The organism is Stenotrophomonas sp. YAU14D1_LEIMI4_1 (assembly GCF_003086815.1).
GTDB lineage: Bacteria > Pseudomonadota > Gammaproteobacteria > Xanthomonadales > Xanthomonadaceae > Stenotrophomonas.
The window spans coordinates 2,833,804-2,846,178 of the sequence record NZ_CP025997.1; the positions used below are offsets into that span (position 1 = coordinate 2,833,804).

Sequence of the window (12,375 nt, forward strand, 5' to 3'; positions counted from 1 at the left end):
GCGCTACACTGGCTTCGCCGTGGGGCCATAGCTCAGCTGGGAGAGCGCGTCGTTCGCAATGACGAGGTCAGGAGTTCGATCCTCCTTGGCTCCACCATTTTCAAAGAAGCCCGTAGATCCCAGTGATCTGCGGGCTTTTTCTTTGGGCACGGACTGCCGGAACCGATAGGATGGGAGTACCCGCGGCGCGGAGCGCCACATGCAGGAAGGGGTCCCATGGACCATGCCTCGCTACCCGATCCACATCTGATCCCGCTTTCAACCCTCATTCCCGGCTGGAAGGGTCAATACATTCCCAGCTACGTCGCTGATGTCGCCCATGGGCTTGGTCTTGAACAGGCGCGGTTGCGGGGAAGTCAGTTGCTCGTTGTCCTGCGCCTACGCGAACTGTCTTACGACGGCATCCGGGAGAAGATCAGGATCGTGTCCGGGCATCGGGAGCTGGAAGACGCAGCGGGCGTGGCCAAGGAGGCTGCAATCCGATGGCTTGCACAACGCCGGAGCGAGGTGCGCCCTTACGGTCGCTGGCGCCCGATGCAAGATCAGCAATCATGGCCATCAGCAGCACCGCTGTGGGAGGGCGCTCCCCTCTCCTCCTATCTGGCAGGCCTCTGGGACGGTACGGGGTACTGCGCGATCGAGGTCGCGGCCGCCATCCTGCCGACCGCACCCGCCGATCCCATCAATCCTGCACTGATCCAGCAGATCGACATGCACGAACTCGCGGACTGGTTCGCCGAAGTGGCCCGCGCCACGCAGACGCCGCCGTCCGCATGACCCTGGCCAACTGAGCCTCGACCCGCCGATTTCCGGCTCAACCCGGCTCCTGGCTCCCATCCTTGCGTTGTGGTCGCCGTGTGTTCTCGTCATGCACCTTCTGATCGTTCTGGCCAGGGCGGCGCTTGGCCACGTCGTCCTGGTGCTGGTCCTGGCGGCTTTCCTGGGTACCGGCATCCTTTTCGGCGGGCGAAGGCGTGCGGGGAGTAGTCATGGCGGGCTCCGCACCGGCACCGTGCCGGGCTTGCACGACCACGGTAGCGGCGCGGCCGTGAGTCCGTGGTCGCGCTGCCGCGAGCGGCGCGTGCATACCCTGGTATGAGCGGCGGAAACCAAGGCGCAATGGGCAGCCCGGCGCTACCGGCCGACGATGGCGCTGCCGATGCAGATTCCACCGCGCGCCATCCCCATCCCGCCAGGAGCCCGCCATGTCCTCCCTGCCCCGCCCCGAACCTGCGCACGCCCCGCTGCCGCCGGGAACGCCCGCCCCCGACTTCCGCCTGCCCGCCACGCCCGACCAGACCGTCACCCTGGCAGAGCTGCGTGGCCGCCCGGTCATTCTTGCCTTCTACCCCGCTGACTGGAGCCCGGTATGCGGCGACCAGATGGCCCTGTACAACCAGTTGCTGCCCGAGTTCCAGCGACAGGGCGCGCAGTTGATCGGCATCTCGGTGGATGGTGTCTGGTGCCACGCCGCGTTCGCCGAACAGCGCCATCTGCACTTCCCGCTGCTGGCTGACTTCGAACCCAAGGGCGCCGTCGCCCGGCAGTTCGGTGCCTATCGCGAGCACGATGGGGTCTGCGAACGTGCGCTGTTCGTGATCGATGCGCAGGGCATCGTGCGCTGGAGCTACCTGTCGCCGCTGGGCATCAATCCTGGTGCCGATGGCATTCTGGATGCGCTGTCACGCCTGCCGCGCACGGCGGCAGCGGAGGTGACCCCATGAGCCGCCTGCACGTTCCCGTCAGCGCCAGCGATCATGCCAGCGGCCCGGCCGATGCGGCGGTCACTCTGGTCGAATATGGCGACTACCAGTGCCCGTACTGCGGCCAGGCCTACCCCATCGTGAAGGCCCTGCAGCAGGCTTTGGGCGATTCGCTGCGGCTGGTGTTCCGCAACTTCCCGCTCAGCGAAATGCACCCGGATGCCCTGAATGCCGCGCGCCTGGCCGAAGCCGCAGCCGACGCCGGACACTTCTGGAGCGCCCATGACCTGCTGTACGAACGCCAGGGTGCGCTGGCACCGCATGACCTGCAGCGCTATGGCGAACTGCTGCAGTTGCCGCCGGAACGCGTGCGTGCCGCATTGGCCGGCGCCGACGATGCACGCATCGAAGCCGACTTCATGGGCGGCGTGCGCAGCGGCGTGAATGGCACGCCCTGTTTCTTCATCAACGGCGTGCGCCACGATGACAGCTGGGACTACGACACCCTGCTGCAGGCGCTGCAGCGCGCGATGTAATTCTGCAACAACGGCCCAACCGCCGCGTGCAGGCGCCTACGGCTCAGGCCTGCACGCACTCGCGCACCGCGAACGGATGCCCGCACGCACTGCATACGGAATGACCGAAGGCCAGTTCCAGCAGCTGCCCGGCGCGGATATCGCCATCGCCGCGCACCTGCTGCATCAGCCACTCCTCGGCCACGCCGACCGGGTCACCAGGCAGCAGCGCCGACGTCGCCGACGGCGCACCGAACACCGGATCCTCATGGCAGACGTACGGGGCTTCAACATCCAGCGTGCAGTACAGGTCGGCCGAACAGGCCACGCACTCACCCACGAGCTCGCCCTCGGCTAGCCGGTCCAGGTGCTGCGACCAGGCTTTTTCACCACTCAGCCCCAGCCACGCCTGGCGCAGCCAGCCACGCGGGCCATGCCCATCCCCGGACAGCGGCACTGCCTCCCGGCCACTGCCCTGCAGGCGCGTGAGCACCTTGCTGCGCAGCGCCTGGATGACATCGCCGTGCGGCGCCAGGCCCGGGTCGCCCACGTCCGAGCCGGCGACGATCGCACCGGCCAGCAGCAGCGCATCATCACCGTCGCTGCGCCCGGTCTGCCGCGCGATTGACAGCAGCACCGGCAGCGCGGCGTGGCTGGCAGGGTAGACCGTGCCCTGGTGGCATAGATGCGACCAGATGTCGTTCCAGTCCTGCTGGTGCTGCGGGTCCATCAGCGCGGCCAGCAGTGCGCCCGCTTCAGAGGCGTCGCCATAGGCACACTGCAGCGCGCCCCAATCGATGGCATGAACGTCGGCGGTCCTCGGCATGTCCTTCCCTGGTCGATGTGGTACGCGGCCCAGCATGCCCGATCATCGGGCCGATTGGACAGCGCGCTTGTAGCTGCAACCCAGGCGCGGCCACAATCGGCACATCCACCGACGCACAAGGAAGCGCCATGAATCGCCCCGCCCTGTTGGCCTCACTGCTGGTCCCGCTGCTGCTGACGACCGGCTGCGCCCATCGCCTGGCTGCCGCGCCGCCGCCGGTGCCCGGCTACATCGGCAACTACGAAGCTGTGCGTGCCGCGCAGGACGATCCAGCGCGCGGCATTTCCGGCACCTTCGCCATGAGCGTGCAGGCCGTCGGCAGCGACGATGGCCGCATCTACCTCAACAGCGAACGCGACTACCGGCACCCGCTGAACATCACCCTCAGCATGGATGCCGCGCTGCGCCCCGCACTGGAAGAAGCGCTGGGCCTGAAGCTGGACTACCTGCAGAACCGCCGCCTGCTGGTGGGCGGCACCGCGCGCCGGGTCCGCATCGACTTCATCAATGCCAACGGCCAGCCCAGCGGCAAGTACTACTACCAGACGCAGATCAACGTCAGCGATCCACGACAGGTGCGCTTCGCACCGTGAGTGCGCCTGGCAGCGCACCGTGGGCGCTTGATTTCGACGCCGCCGACGGCAGCATCGGCCTGGGTGAGCTGCCGCTGAGGATCGGGCCGACGCTCACGCTGGCACAGGCATGCGCGGGTTTTGCCGCGCTGCTGCAGCACAGCCGCGACCTCGGCAACGGCTACCAGTGGCTGCACCTGCACGCCCTTCAGCTGCAGGGCGTGCCGGCGGCAGTCGCCCTGTGCTTCCACGGGCAGGCGCTGTCGATGCTGTCCATCGGCGTGCAGCTGCCCGGCGCGCCGATGGAAGACGGCTGGCCCACCCAGGCCGCCATCGATGCCGAAGTGGCGTTCATGCGCCGCGCTTTGGCCAAGGCGCTGGGATGCCCGCTCAACGCCGGCCGCGCCCGTTTCGACTGGGGCGAGGCCTGGGCGGTGTTCGACCCGAAGGGCTTCATGGCCAGCAGTGGGTTGTCCTACCGCTAGTGCACCGCCCTGCCCGGCCGCATCGCCTTGGCAGGCTCAATCAAGCTTCACCACCCGCTTGCCGAAGTTGCGCCCCTGCAGCAGGCCGAAGCCACCATCCCCGCCCACCGGCGGCCTGCATTCCGCCGCGCACGCAGGATCAAGCACTTGCGCGCGCGCAGACGGCAATGTGAAGGTTTTTTGCCAAAACGCTTGCCGAATTCGGTCTACCTCCGTATCATGCGCGTCCTCGGCAGCGACCTCGCTGCAACGAAACAAGTGGCCGAGTAGCTCAGTTGGTAGAGCAGGGGATTGAAAATCCCCGTGTCGGCGGTTCGATTCCGTCCTCGGCCACCACTTTCGAAGGCCTGCAGAAATGCAGGTCTTTTTTTTCCAGATACAGGGCCGAGTAGCTCAGTTGGTAGAGCAGGGGATTGAAAATCCCCGTGTCGGCGGTTCGATTCCGTCCTCGGCCACCATGTATGAAGACCTGCAGAAATGCAGGTCTTTTTTTTTTGCCCGCTTCGCTGTCGTCGATCTGTAGTAGGTTCATTGACTCACCGCATGGAGCGAGGACGACATGGACGACAGCCCCACCCTGCCCCAACTGCATCGGGCGCTGCGACGCCTGCATTGGCTGGTCGCCAGCCTGGCTCTCCTGCTGGTGCCCATGGCAGCCACCATCGCCTGGCTGGTCATGCAGGGCCATACGCCTATGCACATCGATGAATTGACCACACGCAGACTGCAGGTGCTGGACGATCGCGGAACCGTGCGCGTGGAGATCAGCCAGGACGACATGGATGACGGCAGGCGCAGCCGATCGGCTGGATTGCTCATCTTCGATGCCACCGGAGCTGAACGCGGCGGCATTGCAACGTTCGACGACGGCGCTGCGAGTCTTGCCCTGGACGCGCCGATAGGCCGGGGCGAGGCCCCTGTCCGCGACCGTATTGGCCTGATGGTCGATGCCGAGGGCGCGTCGCAGATTCTGTTGACGGACAACCAGACCCGCGGCGTGGTGCGCCTGCGCGCCAACGGCGAGGGCGGCGGTGGCGTGGACCTGTTCAAGTGGGACATGGGCAAGGGCATGCTGCATACCCGCACCCTGACCCACGACGGCGAGGAATCCAGCCACGCCCCGTTCGGAAAGTAGCCACCAATTGCGTGCAGGGGGTGCCATTCACATCCCGCCTCAGCGACTCGCCTACGCTCGAAACTCACGCCCGGAGCCCGCCGATGCACCTGCGCCCTGCCCTGCTTGCCTGCCTGTTGCTTATTACTACGCCCGCTGCCCTTGCGGCCGAACCGGTGCGCGCGGTCGATGCGCTGGATATCGACCGCTATGCCGGCCAGTGGCACGAAATCGCCCACCTGCCGGTGTCGTTCCAGAAGAAGTGCGTGGCCGACATCACCGCCACCTACGGTCTGCGCCAGGACGGCCGGATCAGCGTGCGCAACCGCTGCCGCACCGGCGAAGGCGATTATCTGCAGGCAGACGGCGTTGCACGCCCGGTGGCCGGCCAACCCGGGCAGCTGGAAGTGCGTTTCGCTCCGGACTGGTTGAGCTGGGTGCCGCTGGTCTGGGCCGATTACTGGGTGATCGCCCTGGACCCGGAGTATCAGTGGGCCGTGGTCGGCGAACCGGACCGCAAGTACCTGTGGATCCTGTCGCGCGAACCGCGCATGGACCGCGCCCTGTTCGAACAGTTGAAGGCTCGGGCCGAGCAGATGGGCTACGACCTGGCGCCGCTGCGGATGATGGCGCCGCTGGTTGAGACCGCATCGCCCTGAGCGTGGCGGTGACAGCAGCGCGCCATCTTCACACGCTACCCTTGTGAAGGTCGCCAGCGGCGATCCATTCAACCATACGCCGTAGTATGCTTACTCCACGCACTGCTCCCAGAGGACCTGCGCCCATGCTCCACCGCTTCCGTATCGCCTTGATCATCCTGTGTACCCTGGCCCTGGCTGCTTGCAGCGATGGCATCGTCAAGCGTGTTTCGGAACCGGCGGCCAGCCTGCAGCAGTTGACCGTGCGCGCCGACGGCGGCTGGACCGTGGCCCTGCGCCTGCAGAATTTCAGCTCCATGCCCATGACCTTCGATGACGTGGCCCTGGCACTGACCGTCGGCGACACCGAGGCGGGCATCCTGCAGGCCCGCCCGGCCATTTCCATCGGCGGGGTGTCGGCCGATGTGGTCACCCTTGAATTCACCCCCAGCGCCGCCGCGCGCCTGGTGGTGGCCGACGCGCTGGCCGGCAACCGCACCCTGGCCTACAGCCTGAAGGGCACGGTCGCGGCCACGCCCGAAGACAAGAAGCAGCGCAGTTTCGATATTTCCGGCCGCAGCACCCTGAACCAGGCCCCCGGCCTGCCCGGCGTGCTGCGCTGAGTCCTTCCCTGCAGCGGCGCGCGTCGCCGCTCCCCATTCCCTGATCGAGACGTACCCGATGAGCAGCTATACCGCACCGCTTTCCGACCTCCGTTTCGCCCTGCACGACGTGCTCAAGGTGGAACCGCTGTTCGCCCGCCTGGGCTTCACCGACGCCACCGCCGACGTGGTCGATGCGGTGCTGGAAGAAGCCGGCCGTTTCAGTGCCAGCGTGCTGGCGCCGCTGAACAGCGTGGGCGATGAGATCGGCTGCGTGCTCGACCAGACCAGCGGCGAAGTGACCACCCCGCCCGGCTTCAAGCAGGCCTACGACCAGTTCGTGGAAGGCGGCTGGACCGGCCTGACCGCTTCGCCGGAACTGGGCGGCCAGGGCCTGCCGCACACCCTGGGCGTGCCGCTGAATGAAATGATCAACGCCGCCAACCTGGCCTGGGGCAACTTCCCGCTGCTCTCCCACGGCGCCATTGAAGCGCTGAAGCAGCATGGCGAAGCGTGGCAGCACGACGCCTTCCTGAAGCCGCTGATCGAAGGGCGCTGGACCGGCACGATGTGCCTGACCGAACCGCACTGCGGCACCGACCTGGGCCTGCTGAAGACCAAGGCCGAGCCGAACGCCGACGGCAGCTATGCGATCACCGGCACCAAGATCTTCATCACCGCCGGCGAACATGATCTGACCGAAAACATCGTGCACTTGGTGCTGGCCAAGCTGCCCGACGCACCGGCCGGCGCCAAGGGCATCTCGCTGTTCGTCACCCCCAAGTTCAAGGTCGACCGCGACGGCAATGTCGGCGAGCGCAACGCACTGCGCTGCGGCTCGATCGAGCACAAGATGGGCATCAAGGGTTCGGTCACCTGCGTGATGAACTTCGACGGTGCGCAGGGCTACCTGGTCGGCCAGCCGCACAAGGGCCTGCAGGCCATGTTCACCATGATGAACACTGCGCGCCTGGGCGTTGGCCTGCAGGGCATCGGCCTGTCCGAGCGCGCCTACCAGAACGCGCTGAAGTACAGCCGCGAGCGCCTGCAGTCGCGCGCCCTGAGCGGGGCGAAGTTCCCGGACAAGGCCGCCGATCCGATCCTGGTGCATCCCGACGTGCGGCGCATGCTGCTGACCATCAAGTCGCTGGTGGAAGGCAGCCGCCTGCTGGCCCTGCATGCGGCCACCCTGATCGACGTGGCACACAGCGCCGATGATGCGGCCGAGCGCGAGCGCGCCGACACGCTGGTCAGCTTCCTCACCCCCATCTCGAAGGCCTGCCAGACCGAATGGGGCATCGAGAACACCTACAACGCGCTGCAGTGCTTCGGTGGCCACGGCTACATCCGCGAACACGGCATGGAGCAGCTGGCGCGCGACGCCCGCATCACCACGCTGTACGAAGGCACCACCGGCATCCAGGCGCTGGACCTGATCGGCCGCAAGACCGCCTCCAGCCAGGGCGCCGGCCTGAAGCTGATGCTGGCCGAGATCGAAGCCTTCGCCAAGGAACACGAGGGCAACGAGGCCCTGGCCGAGTTCATCGGCCCGCTGCGCGCCAAGGCCGCCGAATGGGGCAAGCTGACGATGGACGTACTGCAGCGCGCGGCCGGCAACCCGGACGAACTGGGCGCGGCCAGCTACGACTACCTGTTCTATTCCGGCTACGTGGTGCTGGCCTACTGGTGGGCACGCAGCGTGGCCGCCGCCGATGCCAGCGCACACGGCGCCGCCTTCGCCCAGGGCAAGCGCGAAACCGCGCGCTTCTACTTCGCCCGCGTGCTGCCGCGCACCCTCAGCCACGCCGCCGCCATCCAAGCCGGCGCCGCCCCGCTGATGGCCATGGACGACGAACGCTTCGGCGCCTGAGCCGGAGCCCCGGGGTCGGATCCCATTCCCTACGGGAATGGGCTCTGACCCCGACCGCGCCCCGCGGCGATTGGATCTGGGGTCAGAGCCCTTTCCTGCGGGAAAGGGATCCGACCCCGACCCGGCAGCCCCCGACCCTCTGTCTGGAGAAAAGCCCCCCCTTTGTTAAGGGGGGCGCGCCAATGGCGCGGGGGATAGGAGGAATGCGCGGACCTGGATGTTGACAATTTGTGTAACGCCCAACGGGCGATACACAAATTGTCAACATTCAGGTATAAGCTGTTTTCCCGATGGAGACAGACACTACACGCTTGGGTCTGATCGAAACCGGAGCCTCGTTTTCTGCTCCGGGCGCCGAAGCATCGCCCAACGCAGGCACCCTGCACCGCCCCGGAACGGTCAGGCTGCTGTCCCTGGACGCCCACGGCCGTGTACTGGACTGGATCACCTGGCAGGACGCAGCCTGTCTCTACGCCCGCGACGCCGTGGCCTGGACCCTGGGCGACCCCTGCCTGCATATCCACGGTGGCACCAACCGGCTCAGCGGCACGCAGAGCGGCATGGACCTGCACCCGATCATCGCCGCACGTGGCCACGCCCGTTCGCGCGCCATCGACCCCACCCCGAACCTGACCAACCCGGCCCTGTTCGCCCGCGATGCACACCTGTGCCTGTACTGCGGCCAGCAGTTCAACCGCCCCACGCTCACCCGCGACCACGTCATTCCGCTGTCCAAGGGCGGCCTGGACTGCTGGGAAAATGTAGTCACCGCCTGCTTCCACTGCAATTCGCGCAAGAGCGACCGCACCCCGCAGCAGGCTGGCATGCCCTTGCTGGCAGTACCGTACCGGCCCAGCTGGATCGAGCACCTGATCCTGTCCAACCGCAACATCCTGGCCGACCAGATGGCCTTCCTGAAGGCACAGTTGCCCAAGCGTTCCAAGCTCAGCACCTGAACACCGCCACCGGCAACCGTCACTGTCCTGTCACGGATAGCGGCGTTTGCTTGCCCCACCCCCGATTGAGGGCGAAAATGGCCGTTCAGAACAAGTGCGAACACGATGATCGACTCTGCCCGCTATCCCCGCCTCGCGCGCATCCGCACCCCGGATGACCTGCGCACGTTCGACGAATCCGAGATGCGCGCGGTCGCCGATGAACTGCGCGCCTACCTGATCGAATCGGTGGGCAAGAGCGGGGGCCACTTCGCCGCCGGCCTGGGCGTGATCGAACTCACCGTGGCGCTGCATTACCTGTACAAGACCCCGCACGACCAGCTGGTCTGGGACGTGGGCCACCAGACCTACCCGCACAAGATCCTCACCGGCCGCCGCGACGAGATCCACACCGTCAAGCAGAAGGACGGCGTCGCGCCGTTCCCCAAGCGCGAGGAGAGCGAGTACGACACTTTCGGGGTCGGCCATTCGTCCACCTCCATTTCCGCGGCGCTGGGCATGGCCATCGCGCGCCAGGCCGCCGGCGATGAACGCCAGGTGGTGGCGGTGATCGGCGATGGCGCCATGACCGCCGGCATGGCCTTCGAAGCGCTGATGCACGCCGGTGGCATGGACCCCGAACCGAACCTGCTGGTGATCCTCAACGACAACAACATGTCGATTTCCGAGGCTGTCGGCGGGCTGACCAAGATGCTCGGCCGCGCCACCGGCAGCCGCACGCTGAACGCACTGCGCGAAGGCGGCAAGAAGATCCTGGGCGACAAGAAGAACAATCCCGCGCGCTTCGTCAAGCGCTGGGAAGAACACTGGAAGGGCATGTTCGTGCCCTCCACGATGTTCGAGGAAATGGGCTTCCACTACACCGGCCCGATCGACGGCCACGACATGCCGGCCCTGCTGTCCACGCTGAAGACGCTGCGCGCCTCCAAGGGGCCGAAGCTGCTGCACGTGATGACCACCAAGGGCAAGGGCTACGAGCCCGCCGAAGGCGACCAGATCGGCTATCACGCCGTGGGGCCGTTTGATCCGGACAAGGGCCTGGTGGCCAAGGCCGGCGCCAAGAAGCTCACCTACACCGATGTGTTCAGCGACTGGCTGTGCGATGCCGCCGCCGCCGAACCGCGCCTGTACGGCATCACCCCGGCCATGCGCGAGGGCTCGGGCCTGGTGCGCTTCAGCAAGGAATACCCGCAGCGCTACTTCGACGTGGCCATCGCCGAGCAGCACGCGGTCACCCTGGCCGCTGGCATGGCCACCCAGGGCGGCAAGCCGGTCGTGGCGATCTATTCCACGTTCCTGCAGCGCGCCTACGACCAACTGGTGCACGACGTGGCCATCCAGGACCTGGACGTGCTGTTCGCCATCGACCGCGCCGGCGTGGTCGGCCCGGACGGTGCCACCCATGCCGGCAACCTGGACCTGAGCTTCCTGCGCTGCGTGCCGAACATGGTGGTGATGGCCCCGTCTGACGAGGCCGAGTGCCGGCAGATGCTCAGCACCGGCCTGCAGCACCCGGGCCCGGCCGCGGTGCGTTACCCGCGCGGCAGCGGCACCGGCGTTGCCGCCGGCAACGATCTTTCCACCTTGCCGATCGGCAAGGGCGAGCTGCGCGTGCAGGGCAGCCGCATCGCCCTGCTCGCCTTCGGCAGCACGGTTCCGGCCGCCGAGCAGGTGGGCCGCGAACTGGGCCTGAGCGTGGTCAACATGCGCTTCATCAAGCCGCTGGACCGCGAGCTGGTGCTGGCCATGGCCGCCCAGCACGAGGGCCTGGTGACCATCGAAGACAACGTAGTGGCCGGCGGCGCTGGCTCGGCCGTGGGCGAGTTGCTGAATGCAGAAGACGTGCTGCGCCCGATCCTGCACTTGGGCCTGCCCGATGCCTTCCAGCACCATGCCAGCCGCGAAGACCTGCTGGCCGAGGCCGGGATCGACGCGGCCGGCATCCGTGCGGCGGTGCTCAAGCGCTGGCCGCAGTTGGCCAATGGCGCGGCACCGTTGAGCGCGGCCAGCTGAGTAGATCCACGCCACGCGTGGATAAGGGGTCGGATCCCTTTCCGCAGGAAAGGGCTCTGACCCCAACCTCGACGCCCCGGTAGATCCACGCCATGCGTGGATGGCCGCCTCAGCCGTAGCTGATCGCCTCGACAAATGCGCCGCTGGCTTCCACGCGCACGGCGGCGCGCTGGCCGGTGTCGGTGAAATGCAGGCGGGCCAGGGTTTCGGCGAAATCAAAGGCGCGTACGCCATCGCGGAACCCGATCGGTTCGGGCCTGTCCGGGTGCAGCACGCGCCACTGGCGCTGCTCGCATTGCAGTCGGATCAACATGCGTTGCTCACTCCTTGGAACAGCGTATGAAACCGCGACGGAGGCGAGCCCTTCCTGGGCCGGGCAGCGACGCGGGCCGGGGCGTCCATGACGTCCCGGTTGCCGACAATACGATGAAAAAACTGTGATCGCTATCAGATTTTTCTGATTCGCTCGCAATCCGACGCGCGCGTCAGTTCACCTGGAACTGCGCCCGGCAGCCATCACTCACCCAGACCCCGCGACGGTCCCAGCCCCAGCTGCGGCCTTCAATGCAGGCGCTGCGCGATTCCTGCCGCACCAGCCGCACGCCGCGGCGCACCCGCGCATCGCAGTACTGCTGGCGATGATCGTTGGAATGGCAGGCAATCACCTGGCCGCCACTGTTACCACCGCCCCAGCCGTGGCCACCGCCCCATCCACCCCGGGATTCACCGACGAACTCGGCGCGGCAGCCGCGGGTCACCCACACGCCCGACCGCGACTGGCCCCAGGTATCACCTTCCACGCACGGCGAGCCGGACAGCTGGCGGATCAAGCGCGCCCGCCCGTCCAGACGGCATTCGTTGCTGCGCCCCTTCACCGACTCGCAGCGCACGATGCCACTGCTGCCGCGATCGTCGTAACGCTCGTCGTAGCCGTAGCGCTGGGCCTGCGCCGTGCCGGCCAGCGCCAGCAGGGGCAGCAGAGCGCCCAGCGTCCATCCACGCAGTTCCTTGCCCATCCATCTTTCTCCACCTGAATACGATGGAGCCAAGCATCGGGGATTCGGCCCGGCGCGCACAGAGG

At 67.0% G+C, this 12,375-nt stretch carries 15 protein-coding genes and 3 tRNA genes; 14 read left to right on the top strand and 4 right to left on the bottom strand.

What is annotated here, in order from left to right:
* The first annotated feature begins 21 nt into the window (after positions 1 to 21).
* Together C1932_RS13250 and C1932_RS13255 are read left to right on the top strand one after the other, a co-directional pair.
* A tRNA-Ala gene (locus C1932_RS13250) sits at positions 22 to 97 on the top strand.
* Between the two features lie 119 nt (positions 98 to 216).
* Positions 217 to 777: a hypothetical protein gene (locus tag C1932_RS13255; RefSeq protein ID WP_108762494.1), complete on the top strand. Its 561-nt coding sequence runs from the start codon at positions 217 to 219 to the stop codon at positions 775 to 777.
* A gap of 37 nt (positions 778 to 814) precedes the next feature.
* On the opposite strand, the gene C1932_RS19940 is transcribed toward C1932_RS13255, so the two are convergent.
* On the bottom strand, positions 815 to 991 hold the full coding sequence (locus C1932_RS19940; RefSeq protein WP_199911372.1) for a hypothetical protein: 177 nt from the start codon (positions 989 to 991) through the stop codon (positions 815 to 817).
* Between the two features lie 214 nt (positions 992 to 1,205).
* Between C1932_RS19940 and C1932_RS13260 the strand changes: the two genes are divergently transcribed.
* Together C1932_RS13260 and C1932_RS13265 are read left to right on the top strand one after the other, a co-directional pair.
* On the top strand, positions 1,206 to 1,724 hold the full coding sequence (locus tag C1932_RS13260) for a peroxiredoxin (protein WP_108751595.1): 519 nt from the start codon (positions 1,206 to 1,208) through the stop codon (positions 1,722 to 1,724).
* Positions 1,721 to 2,239: a thioredoxin domain-containing protein gene (locus C1932_RS13265; protein ID WP_108762495.1), complete on the top strand. Its 519-nt coding sequence runs from the start codon at positions 1,721 to 1,723 to the stop codon at positions 2,237 to 2,239. Before C1932_RS13260 ends, C1932_RS13265 begins: the two co-directional genes overlap by 4 nt.
* Positions 2,240 to 2,282: 43 nt before the next feature.
* Here C1932_RS13265 and C1932_RS13270 read toward each other — a convergent pair whose 3' ends face one another.
* On the bottom strand, positions 2,283 to 3,044 hold the full coding sequence (locus C1932_RS13270; RefSeq protein WP_108762496.1) for a hypothetical protein: 762 nt from the start codon (positions 3,042 to 3,044) through the stop codon (positions 2,283 to 2,285).
* 128 nt (positions 3,045 to 3,172) lie between these two features.
* On the opposite strand from C1932_RS13270, the gene C1932_RS13275 reads away from it, so the two are divergent.
* The 10 genes from C1932_RS13275 to dxs all read left to right on the top strand — a co-directional run bounded on the left by C1932_RS13275 (position 3,173) and on the right by dxs (position 11,294).
* On the top strand, positions 3,173 to 3,637 hold the full coding sequence (locus C1932_RS13275; RefSeq protein WP_108762497.1) for a hypothetical protein: 465 nt from the start codon (positions 3,173 to 3,175) through the stop codon (positions 3,635 to 3,637).
* A complete protein-coding gene (locus tag C1932_RS13280) occupies positions 3,634 to 4,101 on the top strand; it encodes a hypothetical protein (protein ID WP_108762498.1) in 468 nt (155 codons plus the stop codon). The genes C1932_RS13275 and C1932_RS13280 overlap by 4 nt, the downstream gene beginning before the upstream one ends.
* 260 nt (positions 4,102 to 4,361) lie before the next feature.
* Positions 4,362 to 4,437: transfer RNA gene (locus tag C1932_RS13285), tRNA-Phe, on the top strand.
* Positions 4,438 to 4,483: 46 nt separating this feature from the next.
* Positions 4,484 to 4,559, top strand: a tRNA-Phe gene (locus C1932_RS13290).
* A gap of 101 nt (positions 4,560 to 4,660) precedes the next feature.
* A complete protein-coding gene (locus C1932_RS13295; protein ID WP_108750177.1) occupies positions 4,661 to 5,236 on the top strand; it encodes a hypothetical protein in 576 nt (191 codons plus the stop codon).
* 83 nt (positions 5,237 to 5,319) lie between these two features.
* Positions 5,320 to 5,874, top strand: coding sequence for a lipocalin family protein (locus tag C1932_RS13300; protein WP_108762499.1), 555 nt, complete (start codon positions 5,320 to 5,322; stop codon positions 5,872 to 5,874).
* A gap of 125 nt (positions 5,875 to 5,999) precedes the next feature.
* Positions 6,000 to 6,476, top strand: coding sequence for an LEA type 2 family protein (locus C1932_RS13305; RefSeq protein WP_108762500.1), 477 nt, complete (start codon positions 6,000 to 6,002; stop codon positions 6,474 to 6,476).
* Between the two features lie 58 nt (positions 6,477 to 6,534).
* Entirely contained in the window at positions 6,535 to 8,325 is a 1,791-nt protein-coding gene (locus C1932_RS13310; protein WP_108762501.1) for an acyl-CoA dehydrogenase C-terminal domain-containing protein, read from the top strand.
* Between the two features lie 290 nt (positions 8,326 to 8,615).
* Positions 8,616 to 9,281, top strand: coding sequence for an HNH endonuclease (locus tag C1932_RS13315; RefSeq protein ID WP_108750181.1), 666 nt, complete (start codon positions 8,616 to 8,618; stop codon positions 9,279 to 9,281).
* A 105-nt stretch (positions 9,282 to 9,386) separates the two neighbouring features.
* Positions 9,387 to 11,294, top strand: coding sequence for a 1-deoxy-D-xylulose-5-phosphate synthase (gene dxs / locus C1932_RS13320; RefSeq protein ID WP_108762502.1), 1,908 nt, complete (start codon positions 9,387 to 9,389; stop codon positions 11,292 to 11,294).
* Between the two features lie 109 nt (positions 11,295 to 11,403).
* On the opposite strand, the gene C1932_RS13325 is transcribed toward dxs, so the two are convergent.
* Both C1932_RS13325 and C1932_RS13330 read right to left on the bottom strand, forming a co-directional pair.
* Positions 11,404 to 11,607 (bottom strand): hypothetical protein, encoded by a 204-nt coding sequence (locus tag C1932_RS13325; RefSeq protein WP_108750183.1) that lies wholly within the window; start codon positions 11,605 to 11,607, stop codon positions 11,404 to 11,406.
* Positions 11,608 to 11,779: 172 nt separating this feature from the next.
* Positions 11,780 to 12,310: a DUF3011 domain-containing protein gene (locus C1932_RS13330; RefSeq protein ID WP_108762503.1), complete on the bottom strand. Its 531-nt coding sequence runs from the start codon at positions 12,308 to 12,310 to the stop codon at positions 11,780 to 11,782.
* Positions 12,311 to 12,375 lie beyond the last annotated feature (65 nt).

Bases quoted from the DNA above. Each gene is read 5' to 3' on its own strand.
- C1932_RS13255 (WP_108762494.1), top strand. From the start codon at position 217: ATGGACCATGCCTCGCTACCCGATCCACATCTGATCCCGCTTTCAACC.
- C1932_RS19940 (WP_199911372.1), bottom strand. From the start codon at position 991: ATGACTACTCCCCGCACGCCTTCGCCCGCCGAAAAGGATGCCGGTACC.
- C1932_RS13260 (WP_108751595.1), top strand. From the start codon at position 1,206: ATGTCCTCCCTGCCCCGCCCCGAACCTGCGCACGCCCCGCTGCCGCCG.
- C1932_RS13265 (WP_108762495.1), top strand. From the start codon at position 1,721: ATGAGCCGCCTGCACGTTCCCGTCAGCGCCAGCGATCATGCCAGCGGC.
- C1932_RS13270 (WP_108762496.1), bottom strand. From the start codon at position 3,044: ATGCCGAGGACCGCCGACGTTCATGCCATCGATTGGGGCGCGCTGCAG.
- C1932_RS13275 (WP_108762497.1), top strand. From the start codon at position 3,173: ATGAATCGCCCCGCCCTGTTGGCCTCACTGCTGGTCCCGCTGCTGCTG.
- C1932_RS13295 (WP_108750177.1), top strand. From the start codon at position 4,661: ATGGACGACAGCCCCACCCTGCCCCAACTGCATCGGGCGCTGCGACGC.
- C1932_RS13300 (WP_108762499.1), top strand. From the start codon at position 5,320: ATGCACCTGCGCCCTGCCCTGCTTGCCTGCCTGTTGCTTATTACTACG.
- C1932_RS13305 (WP_108762500.1), top strand. From the start codon at position 6,000: ATGCTCCACCGCTTCCGTATCGCCTTGATCATCCTGTGTACCCTGGCC.
- C1932_RS13310 (WP_108762501.1), top strand. From the start codon at position 6,535: ATGAGCAGCTATACCGCACCGCTTTCCGACCTCCGTTTCGCCCTGCAC.
- C1932_RS13315 (WP_108750181.1), top strand. From the start codon at position 8,616: ATGGAGACAGACACTACACGCTTGGGTCTGATCGAAACCGGAGCCTCG.
- dxs (WP_108762502.1), top strand. From the start codon at position 9,387: ATGATCGACTCTGCCCGCTATCCCCGCCTCGCGCGCATCCGCACCCCG.
- C1932_RS13325 (WP_108750183.1), bottom strand. From the start codon at position 11,607: ATGTTGATCCGACTGCAATGCGAGCAGCGCCAGTGGCGCGTGCTGCAC.
- C1932_RS13330 (WP_108762503.1), bottom strand. From the start codon at position 12,310: ATGGGCAAGGAACTGCGTGGATGGACGCTGGGCGCTCTGCTGCCCCTG.